Genomic DNA, 15,382 nt, shown 5'->3' on the forward strand with positions numbered 1-15,382 from the left:
TCAGCGCGCCTTTTCTTCTTTGTACATCGACCAGAGGAAGTAGGCGATGAAGGCCAGCATGATCAGGAACAGCACCACGGCAATGGCCGCGCCGTAGCCCATGCGGAAGCCGTATTCGGAGAGTGCGACCTCGAACATGTAGAAGCTGAGCACCCGGCTGGCGCCGAAGGGCCCGCCGTTGGTCATGACCGAAATCAGGTCGAAAGAGCGCAAAGCGCCGATGATGGTGACGACGAAGGCGATGAAGGTGGCCGGGCGAAGCTGCGGCACGATGATGTACCAGAGCATGCGCCAGCCCTTGGCGCCGTCGAGGCGTCCGGCCTCGATCTGCTCCGGATCAACCGCGTTGAGGCCGGTGAGATAGAGGATCATGCAATAGGCTGTCTGGGGCCAGAGGCCCGCGACGATGATGCCCACGGTGACCCAGTTCTCGTCCCCCAGCACGTTGAGCGGCGGCAGGCCGACCGCGCCGAGCAGAACGTTGAGGATGCCGAATGTCGGGTCGTAGAACCAGGTGAACACCAGGCCGACGACGACCTGGGAGATCACGAAGGGAAAGAAAAACAGGGATTTGTAGAGCCGGATGCCGGTGACGGTCTGGTTCAGGAACAGCGCGATGAACAGACCGGCCGGAATGGCAAGCAGATAGAGCAGCAGCCAGATGACGTTGTTCTTCAGCGAGGTGTAGAACGCGTCATCCCAGTAGAGTTCCTCGTAATTGTAGAGCCCGACATATTCCGCCTGGCCCAAACCGTCCCACTCGTAGAGCGACAGGTTGAACGACTGGAAAATCGGAAAGATCACATAGAACAGGAAGAACAGGATCCCGGGAGCCAGGAACAGCCAGGGTGTCAACTGCTGCTGGTTGCGATGCCACCAGGAACTCTGGCGGGTCTCGGCGACGGATGCTTGGGCCATTTTCGGAACTCTTCGTGAGTCGTCGGCGTATACCGGAAAAGAGGACAGGGAGCGGTTGCCCCCTGTCCGGTCATGCGAAGGCAGACCTTATTTGTAGATACGCTGTTGGGCGCGGTCCAAACGGTCCAGGATCTTGTCCAGGTTGTCCGGCTTGACCATGAATTCCTGCAGGCCTTCCATGGCAACCTTTGCCATTTCAGCCGGGGCATCGCGGTCGAAGAACTGGGCAACGCCGCCCGGGGAGTTCGTGGACAGCATCTCAAAGCCCTGTTCCAGGAACTTGTCCTGGTCCACGGACGACTTGGCGTTCACCGGGAGCTGGCCGAGGTGCTTGCCGTCGTTGATCCAGGTCTGGACGTCCGGCGAGACCGCGAACTTCAGGAATTCGCGCGCGTTTTCCTTGTTCTCGGCATTGGCCGGAATGTGGAAGGTATCGGTCGGCGCGTCTTCCGCCTTGGCGATGCCCGGCGTGATTTCCACGAACTGGTAGAAATCGATCTGGTCATCGGAAAGACCGGCTTCGCGCAGCGGTGCCACGGCGAAGTTGCCCATCAGGTAAGCGGCTGCATCGCCCTTGACCATGAACGGCAGGGCTTCCTGCCAGGAGTAGGTCTGGTGGTTGTCGATGAAGGCGCCCATGTCGATGAGCTCGCGCCAGTTGGCGAAGGTCTTGCGGACTTCGTCGGACTTCCAGGACGCCTTGCCCGTGAGCAGGTCCATGTGGAAGTCGAAGCCGTTGGTGCGCATGTTCAGGTAGTCGAACCAGCCACCTGCGGTCCAGAGGAACTTGGTGCCGATCGTGTAGCACTTCTTGCCGGCATCGATGATCTTCTGGCAGTTCGCCTTTTCTTCTTCCCAGGTAGTGGGTTCGGACAGGCCAAGCTCGTCGAAGATGTCTTTGCGGTAGTAAACACCCCACTGATAGTAGGTGTAGGGCACGCCCCACTGCTTGCCGTCGATGGTCATCGCACCCTTGGTAGAGGCGAGGTTGTCGGCAATTGCCGGATCCGCCCAAAGGTCGGACACGTCCTCGAAGAGGCCGGCCTCCACGTATGGCCGCATGCGGTTGGCCGCGTACCAAGTGGCAACGTCCGGCGCATTTGCCGTCAGGAAGTTGCGGATCTGGGTCTTGTAGGCCTCCCGGTCAATCACCGTCGTCTCGATGTTCAGCTCCGGGTTCTTCTCCTGGAACTGAGCGATCATCTCTTCCATGGTCGCACGCGGCGCCGGGTTCGATGTGTCGAGAAAGATTTTCAGATTGCCTGTCAGGCCGTCAGCAGAAGCTGCGCCCATCGCGGCTGCCAACATGGCAAATGCCGCTACGGACGTTTTCAGCATGGAACGCATGGTGTCCTCCCTTTTGGTTCCATTATGTGAAACTTAGTTTTGTATATTGATACTTTGATGCGATGGCGATAAGTTGTCAACAGGCTCGACGACAAGAAACGGGCCGAAGGAGGAGCTGATGAACAAACAGGCGGGGTCATCGACAGGTGACGGCACGGTCGGCAAGGCGCTGGAAGTGCTGGACAAGGTTGCGGCTGTGGGCCGGCCCGTGCGCTTTTCCGAACTGCTTTCTGAAAGCACTCATCCCAAGGCGACGCTGTACCGGCTGCTGCAGACGCTGGTGAGCCAGGGCATGCTGGCCTACGACGAGCGCCAGCAGACCTATTCGCTGGGTATCCGCCTGGTGCGGCTGGCACATGCGGCCTGGCGGCAAAGCTCCATCGCGCCGATTGCGCGGCCCTTCATCAACGCCTTGTCGGAAGCTGTCGGCGAAACGGTGCACCTGGCACAGCTCGACAGCGGGCAGGTGCTCTATGTCGACAAGCGCAATCCGACCAATGCCATCGACATGTTTTCGCAGGCCGGCAAGGTTGGTCCGGCCTATTGCACCGGGGTCGGCAAGGCCCTGATGGCCTTTCTGGAGCCTGCGGACCTCGATCACGTTTTGAAGAAGCAGTCGTTCTATCGCTACACCCCGGCAACGCTGGCCAGCGAAGCTGAACTGCGTGCGGACCTGGAAAAGATCCGCGAAGAGGGGCTGTCCTACGACCGCGAGGAACACGAGCCCGGCATCATCTGCATTGCAGCGCCGATCCTGTCGTCCAAGGGGCGGCCGGTCGGGGCGCTTTCCGTTACCACGTCCACGCAGCGCAAGAGCCTCGAACAGCTTCTGGAGGCACGGCCTGCACTGCTGGATACGGCCTCGAAGATCGCGGCGGCGGTCGAGGACTGGCAGTTCCCTGCCTAACAAGAATCCCAAGGGAGAGAGAATTACATGTCTGGCGTCACACTGACAAAAGCCGTCAAGAAATATGGCGACCTGGAAGTCATCCACGGAGTGGACCTTCAGATCGAGCATGGTGAATTCTGCGTTTTTGTCGGTCCGTCCGGCTGTGGCAAGTCCACCCTTCTGCGCATGATCGCCGGGCTGGAGGAAACGACCGACGGCAGGATCGAGATCGGTGGCCGTGATGTGACCAAGACAGACCCGGCGGAACGGGGCGTTGCCATGGTGTTCCAGACCTATGCGCTTTACCCGCATATGACGGTCGAGGAGAACATGGGCTTCGGGCTGAAGATGAACGGTCATCCGAAGGCCGAGATCCAGTCCAAGGTTGCCGAAGCCAGCCGCATCCTGAAGCTGGACCCTTATCTGAAGCGCAAGCCGAAGGCGCTTTCCGGCGGGCAGCGCCAGCGCGTCGCCATCGGCCGGGCCATTGTGCGCGGACCGGAAGTGTTCCTGTTCGACGAACCGCTCTCCAACCTGGATGCCGAGCTGCGTGTCGACATGCGCGTTGAAATCGCCCGCCTGCACAAGGATATCGGCGCAACGATGATCTACGTGACGCACGACCAGGTCGAGGCGATGACGCTGGCAGACAAGATCGTGGTTCTGCGCGGTGGCAATATCGAGCAGGTCGGCTCGCCGATGCAGCTCTATTCCGATCCGGACAACAGGTTCGTTGCCGGCTTCATCGGCTCGCCCAGCATGAATTTCGTGGAAGGTATTGCCGGGGAGGGCGAGGTCAGTGTTGCTGCGTTCGGCGGTGTTGCCGTGCCGACATCGGTCGCGCTGCCGGCCAAGGGCGAAAAGGTGCTGGTCGGTCTGCGCCCACAGCATCTGAAAGTCTCGCCTGCGCAGGAGGGAGCGAAGGTCGACCTGTGTGAGCAACTCGGCGGCGTCGCCTATTCCTATCTCATCTGCCCGACGGGCGAGCGTGTGATCGTGGAAACCAAGGGTGAGGATGCGCCTGTTTCTGATGGAACTGTCGCCATCGACTTCGACCCGGCTTCGGCGCTGTTCTTCGATGCGAAGACGGAACAGCGGCTGAGGTAGTCTCGCCGAGGCGACTTGTCCAGGCGGCCCACCTTCCGCACGTGATTTTTGACAAGTGAGGCAATGCCGAACCGGCAACCGGATATCAGCCGCGCCATTGGCGCGTCTCCTCGTACGAAAAAGAGTTCGCTACACTCACGCAGATGCGCTGGATTCCGGATCTGCACGCAGCTTATGCTGCGCTTGTCCGGAATGACGGTGGACAGCCGTAGATGGTGACGTTCCCGAGGGGCTGGCAACCGGATTGCGCAGGGAGCTGAGAACACCTTTCCACTTATGCCCGGACGCAGGGCATCTGGTCTGCGGGTCGCTTGCATTGCATTCGTCTGGTGGCGAGTCTGTTTTTTGACGATTTTGGCGGCTCTCCTGTCAGGGCCGATTTTTTCCCTCTGTCATCATAATCCTTCAGACAGTCTTTATCACATGACTGTCTGGCATTGCGTTGCCGCTCTTGGTGCTGTGTCTTTGCAGGACCGGGTTGCATTCATCTGTCATGAGCTCGTGTTACGCTAACTGACGACCCGCCCGGAAAGGCGGCCGCTTCGAACACGTATCTTGCCTTGACATGAATACTGATTCATGTGTCATATATTCCAGCGTCAGGCGATGATGTTACCCTGTGGAGGCCGTGGGAGCGGCCGGGCAGGTTTGCCGGCCTTTCGCGCAACGGGAGGAGAATTCATGACGAAACGCGTTTTCCGCTGGGCCGTGCCGCTTTTGGCTGGCATCAGCGTGGCGGCGGCCGGGATTGCCGGTGCCCAGGCCGACGATATCAAGATCGCCCATGTCTACGGCAAGACCGGTGCACTGGAGGCCTATGCGAAACAGTCGCATACCGGCCTGATGATGGGCCTCGAATATGCCACCGACGGCACCATGGAAATCGACGGCCGCAAGATCGTGGTCATCGAGAAGGACACCCAGCTGAAGCCGGATATCGGCAAGGCCGCGCTGGCGGAAGCCTATGGTGACGATGAAGTCGATATCGCCGTCGGCCCCGTCTCCTCCGGCGTTGCGCTGGCCATGCTGCCGGTCGCCGAAGAATACGAGAAGGTGCTTCTGGTGGAGCCGGCGGTTGCCGACAGCATCACCGGCGAGAACTGGAACCGCTACATTTTCCGCACGGCGCGCAACTCGTCTCAGGACGCGATCGCCAACGCTGTCGCACTGGGGCAGGAAGGCGTCTCCATCGCAACGCTTGCACAGGACTATGCCTTCGGCCGTGACGGCGTCGCCGCCTTCAAGGAAGCGCTTGAAGGCACGGGTGCCAAATTGGTGTTCGAGGAATATGCGCCAACCGATACCAAGGATTTCACAGCCAACGCGCAGCGCGTCTTTGATGCCCTGAAGGATGAGCCGGGCCGCAAGTTCCTGTTCGTGATCTGGGCCGGTGGCGGCAATCCGATCAGCAAGATCAAGGCAATGGAGCCGGAGCGCTTTGGTGTCGAGATCGCCACGGGCGGCAACATCCTGGCGGCCATGGCGGCCTACAAGGAACTGCCGGGCATGGAAGGCGCGACCTACTACTATTACGAAATCCCGAAGAATCCGGTGAACGACTGGCTGGTGGCCGAACACCAGAAGCGCTTCAATGCGCCGCCGGACTTCTTCACCGCGGGTGGCATGTCTTCCGGCATTGCGATTGTCGAGGCGATCCGCAAGGCCGGGTCCACGGAGACCGAAGACCTGATCACTGCCATGGAAGGCATGGAGTTCGAAACGCCAAAGGGCAAGATGATGTTCCGGGCGGAAGATCACCAGGCTCTGCAGTCGATGTATCACTTCAAGATCAAGGTCGATCCGGATGTGGAATGGGGCATCCCGGAGCTGGTGCGCGAGTTGACAATCGAGGACATGAACATCCCGGTGCGCAACCAGTAAGCCGAATGAAGACGCGGCGGAGCTTTCAGCTTCGCCCGCGTGGCCCCAAGACCCTTAAGTTTGCCCGGCTGGTGTGAAACCCGTCCGGCCGGGCACTCATCCAATACTGTTTTCGCGACAATTCAAGCCTGGGAACGCGCATCGTGGCCAAGGAACACCCGATTCTGGAAACGAGGGACCTGACCATTCGCTTCGGCGGTCATGTGGCGGTCGATCACGTTTCCTGCGCCTTCGAGCGAGGCACCCTGACGGCGATCGTTGGGCCGAACGGCGCGGGCAAGACCACCTATTTCAACCTGATCTCCGGTCAGCTGGCAGCGACCTCCGGGGCTGTGCTGCTCAACGGCGAGACCATCACCCGACTGTCGGTGCCTGAACGCACCGACAGGGGTATCGGCCGGGCGTTCCAGCTGACCAATCTCTTTCCGACCCTGAGCGTGCGCGAAAACGTGCGGCTTGTAGCTCAGGCGAAGGCACGCAAGGGGTTCGATCTCTTCACCGTTGCAGAAAGCCATGTGGAACTTCTGGAGCGGGCAGACCACGTGCTGGCGGAGGTCCGGCTGATCGATCAGGCCGACCAGACCGTTTCCGCTCTGCCCCATGGTGACCAGCGCAAGCTTGAGGTGGCGCTGCTGATCGCGCTTGGGCCCCAGGTGCTCATGTTCGACGAGCCGACCGCCGGAATGAGCGTCGACGAAGTGCCGGTGATCCTGGAGCTGATCCAGAAATTGAAGAGCGACATGGACCGGACGATCCTGCTGGTGGAGCACAAGATGGATGTCATTCGCACCCTGGCCGACCGTATCATCGTTCTGCACAACGGGGCGCTGGTGGCCGATGGAGAACCCTCGGAAGTGATTGCCCTGCCGATCGTGCAGGAGGCTTATCTCGGCAAGGCACCGGCTACCTCCGGGGAGGCTGCGTGATGGCGGAAAATCTGCTCACCCTTTCCGGAGTGCACACCCATATCGGCCCTTACCACATCCTGCAGGGTGTGGACCTCGCAGTGCCTGAAGGTGGGGTGACCGTTCTGCTCGGCCGCAATGGTGCGGGCAAGACCACAACGTTACGCACCATCATGGGGCTTTGGACGGCCAGCCAGGGCGATATCCGGTTTGGCGATCATGTGATCACCAGATTGTCGACGCCCGAGATTTCCCGCAGGGGAATTGCCTTCGTGCCGGAAGACATGGGCATCTTCACCGATCTGACAGTTGCCGAAAACATGATCCTGGCCGCTGCCAACGGGCCGATGGACCAAAAGCGCCTTGCCTGGATCAAGGAGCTGTTTCCGCCGATCGGCAGCTTCTGGAATTCCTCCGCAGGAACGCTGTCCGGTGGTCAGAAGCAGATGCTGTCCGTGGCGCGGGCGATCATCGAGCCGCGCCGGCTGATCCTGATCGACGAGCCGACGAAAGGCCTCGCACCGGCGATCATCAAGGCGATGACCGATGCGCTGAAGGAACTGAAGGAAACCGACACCACCATCCTGCTGGTGGAGCAGAATTTCGCCATGGCATCTGGCATCGGCGACACGGTCGCGGTGATGGATGATGGTCACATCATTCATTCAGGCCGCATGGACGAACTGGTGGCGGATGTCGCCTTGCAGGAAAAACTCATGGGGCTGAGCCTGGAGGCGCATCAATGAGCGAGACGGCGATCAAACCGCGGATCGAGAAAATCCCGCTGAAGGAACAGCTTGCCCAGAAACTGCCGGTGCTGCTGGTGCCGGTGCTGGCTGCCGTCGGGCTCATTGCCATCGGCAATCCGGCGAGCTGGCTGACACTGACGGTGGCCGGGCTGGCCATGGGCATGATGATCTTCATCATGGCGTCGGGATTGACCGTGGTCTTCGGGCTGATGGACGTGATCAACTTCGGCCATGGCGCCTTTGTTGCCGTCGGCGCCTTCGTCGGCTTCACGGTTCTGGCCTGGCTGGCCGGCTGGACGGCTTCGCCAAGCGTCTTCATGAATCTCTCCGCCGTGCTGATTGCCATCCTTGCGGCCATGCTCGTCACCGGCCTTCTCGGTCTTGCCTTCGAGCGGGTGATCGTGATGCCGGTCTACGGCGAACATCTGAAGCAGATCCTTGTCACCATGGGCGGGCTGATCGTTGCCCAGCAGATGATCTACGTGGTCTGGGGGCCGGACGAACTGCATATGTCCCGCCCGGAAGCCTTGCAGGGATCGCTTGTGATCGGCGAAGCAGCCATCGAGAAATACCGCCTGGTGGCGGTCGGCATCGGCCTCGCGCTGTTCATCGGCATGCGCCATATCCTGAAGAATACCAAGATCGGTCTGCTGGTGCGCGCAGGGGTGGAGAACGGCGAGATGGTGGAAGCGCTCGGCTACCGCATCCGCCGGCTGTTTCTGATCGTGTTCATGACCGGGTCGGCGCTGGCCGGGCTCGGGGGCGTCATGTGGGGCCTCTATCAGGAAACGATTACCGCACACATGGGCTCGGAGATCATGGTGCTGGTGTTCATCGTGGTGATCATCGGGGGGCTCGGCTCGGTCGAGGGCTGTTTCATCGGCGCCATGCTGGTGGGACTGCTTGCCAACTACACGGCTTTTCTGGCGCCGAAGGTGGCGCTGATCTCGACTATCGCGCTGATGGTCGTGGTGCTGATGTGGCGGCCGCAGGGCCTTTATCCGGTGGTCAAGGCGAAGTAGGGACGGAACAAGATCATGCTGACCAGACTTCTTTCCGGCGACACGCCGCGCAGCGGCCTTCTGACGGCGCTATTGCTGATCGTGCTGATCTCGCTCGCTTTTGCACCGTTTCTCTTTCCGGGCACCAAGTCGCTGGAGACGGCCGCGCGGATCTGCATCTTCATCGTGCTGGTGGCAAGTTACGACCTGCTGCTGGGCTATGCGGGTATCGTTTCCTTCGCCCACACCATGTTCTTCGGTATCGGCGCTTATGGGACCGCGCTTGCCCTGTCGACCACCGGGCCGAACTACGGTTCGCTGATCTGGGGCACGGCGGCGGGTGCCGGGGTTGCGGCCCTGTTCGCGCTGGCCATCGGGCTGTTCTCGCTTCGGGTGAAGGCGATCTTCTTCGCCATGGTGACGCTGGCGGTCGCAAGCGCCTTTGCCGTGCTGGTGTCGCAGATGTCCTGGCTGACAGGCGGTGAGGACGGGCTCAACTACAAGATCCCGCGCGAACTGACGCCCGCCTTCAAGCTTATCAAGGCGAAGATCTTCGACGTCAGCATCAATGGCAAGGTTCTGGCCTACTACCTGGTGTTCTTCGCCGCCGCGATCCTGTTCCTGGTCATGCTGCGCATCGTCAATTCGCCGTTCGGCCGCACGCTGAAGGCGGTTCGCGACAATGCGTTCCGGGCGGAGGCGATCGGTTACCGCGTGGTCTGGTATCGCACCACGGCCACCGTTCTGTCGGCAGTCATGGCAGCGCTTGCAGGCTCTCTTCTGGCCATCTGGCTCCGCTACACCGGCCCGGCAACAACGCTCTCCATGGAGATCATGATCGACATTCTGCTGATGGTCGTGATAGGGGGCATGGGCACGCTTTACGGGGCCGTGCTCGGGGCAACCCTGTTCATTCTGGCGCAGACCTATCTGCAGAACCTGATGGGCGTAGCTGCAGAAGCAACCAGCGCGGTGCCGGTGTTCTCGACGCTGGTGGCGCCGGAACGCTGGCTGTTGTGGCTGGGTGTTCTCTTCATTCTGTCGGTCTATTTTTTCCCGACGGGCATTGTCGGACGGCTACGGGCGGGGCGTGCGTGAGCGGGAATATGTTGCATATCCGCGACGAGGGAACGGGCAGACCGCTGGTGCTGATCCACGGCTGGTCCTGTCCGGGCCGGTTCTTCGAAGGCCAGATCGGGGCTCTGAAAACTGACGCCCGTTGCATTGTTCCGGATCTGCCGGGCCACGGCAAAACAGCGGGCCGGTTGCCATTGACCATAGAGGCAGCAGCCGATGCGGTTCACGCGGCGTTGGCCGAGCGCGAACTAACTGAAGTAATCCTCTGCGGTTGGTCGATGGGTGCGCTGGTTTCCTATGCAATGATCGAGCGGCACGGCGCCGACAGGATCTCGCAGTTCGTTGCCATTGACATGACGCCGAAGGTTCTGAACGACCCCGACTGGCAGAACGGAACGCTGAACGGCCTCAATGCTGAACTCAACGGCCATTTCCTGAATGCCATTGTGGCGGATTGGGCCAAACTGCCGGCCCGGATCGCGAGACGATTGTTCGCCGAAGGCCTGCCCGTGCCGGAGTGCGTTGCGGAGCTAGCCCGAAAAGAGATTGCCGCAGCCGATCCCGGTCTATTGAAGCCGATGTGGTCCTCACTGACCGCGCAGGATTTCCGCCCGCTTTTGAAAGCCTTTCCCGTGCCGTTTCATCTGGTAGCGGGTCTGCGCAGCCAGCTTTACGGCCCGGGTGTCCATCGCTGGCACGCGGACAATGTTCCGGATTTCCATTTCCATGGTTTTGAAGCATCAGGCCACGCGCCGCACATGGAAGAGCCGGACAAGTTCAACAGCCTGCTGCGGAACCTGGTGAAGGGCTGAGGCGCAAACTTGGCTTTTTGGGACGGCCATCCTGACCGTTTCCTTAGTGTCCGCCGCCCAGCTTCGCCTTCACGAATTCAATGATCCGGTCCAGGATGCTCAAAACCAGGAACACGGCGAGCAGGCCGACGAAGAAACGGAGGTCGCGCAGCAACGTGCCGGGGGCAAAATTCTGGACGCTGCTGTTGGCGTAGGTCCACACAGCCCAGGCGATCCCGGCGAGGAGTGCCGTCATCACCAGCGAGATCACGATGGTCTGCCAGAGCGGCTTTTGCGGCTGGTCGCTCATTTCAGCACCCTGGCGGTCAGAAGGTCTGCTTTGAACACCATCAGGTCGTCCAGCTGTTCGACCTCGCCTTCGACCTCGATGTAAAGCGCCAGCAGCGGATCGATGGCCTCGCCAAGAAGCTGGCCGTCCTTGCCTGCCAGGAGAAAGAAATTGCGCCCCTCGACCGGTCCGGACGAGACGAAGACCGGGGGAATGCCGCCGGTGAGGCAGAGGTCCGCGCAGGCCTTGTGCGCAAGGCCCCGGCCCGGGCGCATGGCGCCCGCATAGCACTTGCCGTCGCAGATTTCACCGGTCAGTTTCCAGCGGCCGAGCGAGACGGGTTCGGATGGGGTGAAGCCGGGTGTATCCTCCGTTGCAGGTTCTACCTGTCCCACCTGGATCATTGTCAAATCGCCGCGGTTGACCGGCACTCCACGCAAGGTCACCGGCATCTCGCGATTGGCTTCGGCCTGTTCAAAGACACCGCGTTTGCCCTGGCCTGCAAGCATGTAGGTGCGGGCAGGGGTGTCGCCATCAGCCGGAATGCGGAACACCGGATAGGGCCGGAGTTCGAGCAGGCCTGTTTGCTCGAACCTGTTGCCCCACTGAAACGTGCCGCTGCCCGGATCGTTCTGGGTGGTGGACAGGGCGAAGGCTGCAAGGCCCAGTCCCGCGACAAAACACAGGGAGAAGACCCCGAGAAAGGCCACCAGTGGCTTCGGCACCTTGTTGAGATAGCCGACGAAAAACGGAGCCGCCTTGGTTTGTTTCCAGCTCATGGCGCACCTCCGATCACCACCGGCTCGACATAGGTGCCGGGTGGCAGGGCTTTGGGATCGAGAAGAACGGTGGAGCCGACCAGCTTCAGCTTGTAGGTGGCGATCTTCTCGGTGAAGGGCGCGGGTGCTCGGCCGTCGGCCAGATTGTACTGATACCCGTGCCAGGGGCAGGTGATGCAGCCCCACAGCACCTTGCCTTCGCCAAGCGGGCCGTTCTGGTGGGCGCAGACATTGGTGACAGCCGACAGCTTGCCGTCATACTTGAAGATTGCGACACGCTCCTCTTCGCTCAGGGTCACGACCTTGGCGCATTTGTCGTCGATTTCGTCCACCTCACCGGCGACGACCCAGCCGGCTTCCTCTAGGGAAGCCTTTGCCGTGGCATCGCCCTTTTCCCGATTGGCCTCCAGGCGCCCGCTTGCAAAGTGAAGACCGCAGACCATGACAACGCTTGCCGCAACCATGCCGGTGAAGATGGGATCGGACGGGCCTTGCAGCGCGCCGAGCGCGACATGCAACACCACGAAGGCGTAGGCGGCATAGATGAACATGTGCAGCGCCTTCCAGATCGGCGCTCCCAGAAAGCTGAGCCAGAAATCATGACTGGTGGCAGCCAGTACGAACAGGATCAGGAGAGCGGCGATACCGAAAGCCTCGAAGGGAAAGCCGATCACCTGCCCGTAGCTTGTGTTGGACGACAGTAACGCGACATAGCTGTCTGTCGGTGAGAAGTTGAAATACCAGCCAAGCACATAGTTGGCGTGGACAGCGGCAATACCGGCGGTCATCACACCGAAATGGCGGCGATTGTATAGCAATGGCAAAAAGCGCCGGTCGAGCCGTGCCAGCGGCCCGATGCACAGGATCACCGTCAGCATCAGGAAGGCACAACTGCCGAAGGCACGCATCCTCAGGATGGCACCGTCAATTGGCCGGGTGACATCCTCATGGAACGGCCCGACACGAATGAAGATGTAAATATAAAGCGCAACGGCAATCAGCAGGATGGCATCATAGACCATCTTGTTGCGGTTCCAGATCACCGGTGTGTATTGCACGCTCATTGGCTTGCCTCCCCGGAGCTTTCCACCGGGGCTTCAATCAGCACAGCCGGTCTGTCTGCGGGGGGCGACTGGCGCATCGCCAGGATGGTGAAGAAGACCAGCGGCAGGAGCAGGCCGAGGACAGTCCAGATACGGGCATGGGCTTTGCGGTGTGCACGTTTCACCGGCCAGCCTCCCCATGCTTTTCAAGCACGTACCAGCGATAGAGCACCAGCGGCCAGATCAGGCAGATGCCGGGAATGAGCAAGGGCCGGAAGACGTGAGACCCGCGTGCGGATGGTTCCACGCGGTCGATGCCGATGACAAGAAAGAGTGCCGCGACCAGCCCGCCGGCCATGAGATAGTATTTTCCGATGTCGATCAGAATGGCTGCTGTTTGCAAGTGGACCCCCGCCAGGTCTGGATGTGATTGGTGTCAGCTTAGCTCATTACGAAGCATTGCCAACGGGCTCTTCAATTCTTCCGGTCCGAGTTGGCCTCTCTTCTCTTCTCATCCCGTCATTGCAGGGCTCGACCCTGCAATGACGGAGGAGGAGGTGATGCTCGAGTGGCCTTGCAGCGTAAAAGGAGCGATTGAGACCTTGTCACGGTTTCCATCAAACCAGATCCGCATCGGTAATGATCTCCACCAGTGATGGACCGTTATGGGCGATGGCATCGGCGATGGCGTCTTTCAGCTCGGCGGGGTCGGTCACCCGGTGGCCGTGACCACCGCACAGGCGCGCGAAAGCGGCGAAGGAAGGGTTGGTTAGGTTCGTTTCCCAGACCGGCCATTCGCCCGAGCGCTGCTCCTTGGAGATCTTGCCGAGCTCGGAATTGTTCAAAAGGATATGGGTTATATCCATTCCGTATTTGACGGCCGTGGTGAACTCCATGGCGTATTGACCAAAACCTCCGTCACCCGAAATCGAGATCACCTTGCGGCCCCGGAATTCCTCGAAGTCCTGGGTCGCGCTCCAGGCGCCGAGGGCTGCCGGCAGGCTGAAGCCGATGGAGCCGAGATAGCCGGACATCAGGATGCGCTGTCCGCAAGGCTCAAAATACCGACCGAAGGAATAGGTGTTGTTGCCGACGTCGACCGGGATGATCGCGTCTGGTGGGCACAGATCGCTCAAAGCCTTGAAAACGGCCGCCGAGTGAATGCCCCTGCCGCCGTCCTCGGAGAGACGAAGGTCCTTTTCCGCACGCCAGATTGTCCAGCGTTCCACCAGTTCTCCCGCCTGGTCGGGGGCATCTGCCGGTTTCAGCACCTGATCGACAATGGCTTCGCAGAAGGTGCCGATCTCGCCCCAGACAGGCAGGGTCACGGGATGGAACTTGCCGAGCTGCATGCGTTCGAAATCCACCTGGATGATGGTCTTGTAGGGGGCGATGCCTGTGTGGTTGGCAAAGGAAGACCCGAGCGAGACGATCAGATCCGCCTCGTTCATGAACCAGCTCGCAATCGGGGTCCCGGAGCGGCCAAGAACACCGGCCGCCAGCGGGTGGGTGTCCGGGATCAGGCCCTTGCCCTTGAAAGTGGTCAGGACCGGTGCGCCGAGCTTTTCGGCAAGCGCGACGACCTTGTCGCGAACATCCTTGGCGCCGTAGCCAAGCACAATGACCGGGCGTTTCGCTGCGTTGATCATCTCAACGGCCTTTGCGAGGTCCTCGCCGGAGGGCGTGATGCCGGTTCCACCGAGGCGGCCTTCGGGTTTGCCTGCCTCCCTGCTGCTCGGGTTGGTCTGGACGTCGTCGGGGAAAATGAGATTGGCGACATCCCGTTCCACCAGCGCGGTTTTCAAGGCCAGCGACATCAGCTCGGCATGGTTGGAGGTGCTGAGCACCGGCTGGGAAAACTTCGAGACGGCTTCGAACGCGGATTTGAGATCAATGTCCTGAAAGGCCCCTGGGCCGAACACCTGGGTCTGAACCTGGCCGGTGAGGGCCAGAACCGGTGACCGGTCGACCTTGGCGTCCCAGAGGCCGGTCAGAAGGTTGGTTGCGCCGGGGCCGGCAATGGTGAGGCAGGCTGCCGGTTTGCCTGTCAGCTTGCCATAGGCGGATGCGGCGAAGGCGGCGGCACCCTCGTGGCGTATGCCAATATAACCCAAGGTGCCCTTGTCGACCTGACGGCGTATCGCATCGGCAAGGCCGAGGTTGGAGTGGCCGACCATGCCGAAGACACGCTTGACGCCCCAGTTGACCATGGTTTCGGCCATGACGTCGGTCACGGTGCGTTCATGGGGCGGCTCCGGTTCCAGGCCGATGAAGATCTCGTCGCCGTTGATTCTGAGGGGATAGAGCTTCTGGCCACTGTCCTCGTGACCACCGGGAGGAGTGCCCGTCAGCGGATCGAAGTCCCAGCCGTGCCAGGGGCAGCGAATCCAGCATTTTCCGTCCGATCCCTTTTCGATGGAGCCTTCCCCGAGTGGGCCGCGCTGATGCGGGCAATGATTGTCCATCGCCGCCCACTGGCCTTCGAAGTGCGACAGGCAGATCGAGGTTGTGCGCGCCGTGACCGTTTTCACCCGGCCTTCGGGCAGGTCGTTGACGTGCCCAACCTTGATCCAGTCGAGATCCTGAGCGTCCATTGGTCTTCCTCC

The 15,382-nt window shown here is 60.8% G+C and carries 16 protein-coding genes; 8 read left to right on the forward strand and 8 right to left on the reverse strand.

The features are described 5' to 3' along the window. Positions 1-918: a sugar ABC transporter permease gene (locus tag ACP90_RS05480; protein WP_023003020.1), complete on the reverse strand. Its 918-nt coding sequence runs from the start codon at positions 916-918 to the stop codon at positions 1-3. A gap of 87 nt (positions 919-1,005) precedes the next feature. Beyond that, positions 1,006-2,265 (reverse strand): extracellular solute-binding protein, encoded by a 1,260-nt coding sequence (locus tag ACP90_RS05485; protein WP_023003021.1) that lies wholly within the window; start codon positions 2,263-2,265, stop codon positions 1,006-1,008. A gap of 118 nt (positions 2,266-2,383) precedes the next feature. Here ACP90_RS05485 and ACP90_RS05490 point away from each other — a divergent pair, with 118 nt between their 5' ends. From ACP90_RS05490 to ACP90_RS05525, 8 genes are all read left to right on the forward strand, one after another. Further along, the gene (locus ACP90_RS05490) at positions 2,384-3,172 is read left to right on the forward strand and encodes an IclR family transcriptional regulator (RefSeq protein WP_055656799.1); all 789 of its coding nucleotides are present in this window, start codon (positions 2,384-2,386) and stop codon (positions 3,170-3,172) included. 27 nt (positions 3,173-3,199) lie between these two features. Next, positions 3,200-4,261, forward strand: coding sequence for a sn-glycerol-3-phosphate ABC transporter ATP-binding protein UgpC (ugpC, locus tag ACP90_RS05495; protein ID WP_062487193.1), 1,062 nt, complete (start codon positions 3,200-3,202; stop codon positions 4,259-4,261). A 681-nt stretch (positions 4,262-4,942) separates the two neighbouring features. Next, positions 4,943-6,142, forward strand: coding sequence for a substrate-binding domain-containing protein (locus ACP90_RS05500; protein ID WP_023003024.1), 1,200 nt, complete (start codon positions 4,943-4,945; stop codon positions 6,140-6,142). Between the two features lie 140 nt (positions 6,143-6,282). Then, on the forward strand, positions 6,283-7,068 hold the full coding sequence (locus tag ACP90_RS05505) for an ABC transporter ATP-binding protein (protein ID WP_062487195.1): 786 nt from the start codon (positions 6,283-6,285) through the stop codon (positions 7,066-7,068). Next, positions 7,068-7,793 (forward strand): ABC transporter ATP-binding protein, encoded by a 726-nt coding sequence (locus ACP90_RS05510; protein WP_062487197.1) that lies wholly within the window; start codon positions 7,068-7,070, stop codon positions 7,791-7,793. Before ACP90_RS05505 ends, ACP90_RS05510 begins: the two co-directional genes overlap by 1 nt. Beyond that, complete coding sequence (locus ACP90_RS05515; RefSeq protein WP_023003027.1) at positions 7,790-8,818, forward strand: branched-chain amino acid ABC transporter permease; 1,029 nt, start codon at positions 7,790-7,792, stop codon at positions 8,816-8,818. The genes ACP90_RS05510 and ACP90_RS05515 overlap by 4 nt, the downstream gene beginning before the upstream one ends. Positions 8,819-8,833: 15 nt before the next feature. Then, complete coding sequence (locus ACP90_RS05520; protein WP_062487199.1) at positions 8,834-9,895, forward strand: branched-chain amino acid ABC transporter permease; 1,062 nt, start codon at positions 8,834-8,836, stop codon at positions 9,893-9,895. An 8-nt stretch (positions 9,896-9,903) separates the two neighbouring features. Continuing rightward, on the forward strand, positions 9,904-10,686 hold the full coding sequence (locus ACP90_RS05525; protein ID WP_062491389.1) for an alpha/beta hydrolase: 783 nt from the start codon (positions 9,904-9,906) through the stop codon (positions 10,684-10,686). A gap of 43 nt (positions 10,687-10,729) precedes the next feature. Here the strand turns inward: ACP90_RS05525 and ACP90_RS05530 are convergent, their stop codons facing one another. The 6 genes from ACP90_RS05530 to ACP90_RS05550 form a co-directional block, all read right to left on the reverse strand. After that, positions 10,730-10,975 carry a hypothetical protein gene (locus ACP90_RS05530; RefSeq protein ID WP_062487200.1) on the reverse strand — a complete coding sequence of 82 codons (246 nt, stop codon included), beginning with the start codon at positions 10,973-10,975 and terminating at the stop codon, positions 10,730-10,732. Next, a complete protein-coding gene (locus tag ACP90_RS05535) occupies positions 10,972-11,733 on the reverse strand; it encodes a hypothetical protein (RefSeq protein WP_062487202.1) in 762 nt (253 codons plus the stop codon). The genes ACP90_RS05530 and ACP90_RS05535 overlap by 4 nt, the downstream gene beginning before the upstream one ends. Further along, on the reverse strand, positions 11,730-12,797 hold the full coding sequence (locus ACP90_RS05540; protein ID WP_062487204.1) for a Rieske 2Fe-2S domain-containing protein: 1,068 nt from the start codon (positions 12,795-12,797) through the stop codon (positions 11,730-11,732). Before ACP90_RS05540 ends, ACP90_RS05535 begins: the two co-directional genes overlap by 4 nt. After that, positions 12,794-12,961, reverse strand: coding sequence for a hypothetical protein (locus tag ACP90_RS28500; RefSeq protein WP_167579551.1), 168 nt, complete (start codon positions 12,959-12,961; stop codon positions 12,794-12,796). Before ACP90_RS28500 ends, ACP90_RS05540 begins: the two co-directional genes overlap by 4 nt. Beyond that, complete coding sequence (locus tag ACP90_RS05545; RefSeq protein WP_062487206.1) at positions 12,958-13,179, reverse strand: hypothetical protein; 222 nt, start codon at positions 13,177-13,179, stop codon at positions 12,958-12,960. The genes ACP90_RS28500 and ACP90_RS05545 overlap by 4 nt, the downstream gene beginning before the upstream one ends. A gap of 214 nt (positions 13,180-13,393) precedes the next feature. Further along, a complete protein-coding gene (locus tag ACP90_RS05550) occupies positions 13,394-15,370 on the reverse strand; it encodes a thiamine pyrophosphate-binding protein (RefSeq protein ID WP_062487208.1) in 1,977 nt (658 codons plus the stop codon). Positions 15,371-15,382 lie beyond the last annotated feature (12 nt).

The sequence above is a fragment of the Labrenzia sp. CP4 genome, assembly GCF_001579905.1.
GTDB lineage: Bacteria > Pseudomonadota > Alphaproteobacteria > Rhizobiales > Stappiaceae > Roseibium > Roseibium algicola.

Coding starts and splice junctions, on each gene's coding strand:
- ACP90_RS05480 (WP_023003020.1), bottom strand. CDS start 918: ATGGCCCAAGCATCCGTCGCCGAGACCCGCCAGAGTTCCTGGTGGCAT.
- ACP90_RS05485 (WP_023003021.1), bottom strand. CDS start 2,265: ATGCGTTCCATGCTGAAAACGTCCGTAGCGGCATTTGCCATGTTGGCA.
- ACP90_RS05490 (WP_055656799.1), top strand. CDS start 2,384: ATGAACAAACAGGCGGGGTCATCGACAGGTGACGGCACGGTCGGCAAG.
- ugpC (WP_062487193.1), top strand. CDS start 3,200: ATGTCTGGCGTCACACTGACAAAAGCCGTCAAGAAATATGGCGACCTG.
- ACP90_RS05500 (WP_023003024.1), top strand. CDS start 4,943: ATGACGAAACGCGTTTTCCGCTGGGCCGTGCCGCTTTTGGCTGGCATC.
- ACP90_RS05510 (WP_062487197.1), top strand. CDS start 7,068: ATGGCGGAAAATCTGCTCACCCTTTCCGGAGTGCACACCCATATCGGC.
- ACP90_RS05515 (WP_023003027.1), top strand. CDS start 7,790: ATGAGCGAGACGGCGATCAAACCGCGGATCGAGAAAATCCCGCTGAAG.
- ACP90_RS05520 (WP_062487199.1), top strand. CDS start 8,834: ATGCTGACCAGACTTCTTTCCGGCGACACGCCGCGCAGCGGCCTTCTG.
- ACP90_RS05525 (WP_062491389.1), top strand. CDS start 9,904: ATGTTGCATATCCGCGACGAGGGAACGGGCAGACCGCTGGTGCTGATC.
- ACP90_RS05530 (WP_062487200.1), bottom strand. CDS start 10,975: ATGAGCGACCAGCCGCAAAAGCCGCTCTGGCAGACCATCGTGATCTCG.
- ACP90_RS05535 (WP_062487202.1), bottom strand. CDS start 11,733: ATGAGCTGGAAACAAACCAAGGCGGCTCCGTTTTTCGTCGGCTATCTC.
- ACP90_RS05540 (WP_062487204.1), bottom strand. CDS start 12,797: ATGAGCGTGCAATACACACCGGTGATCTGGAACCGCAACAAGATGGTC.
- ACP90_RS05550 (WP_062487208.1), bottom strand. CDS start 15,370: ATGGACGCTCAGGATCTCGACTGGATCAAGGTTGGGCACGTCAACGAC.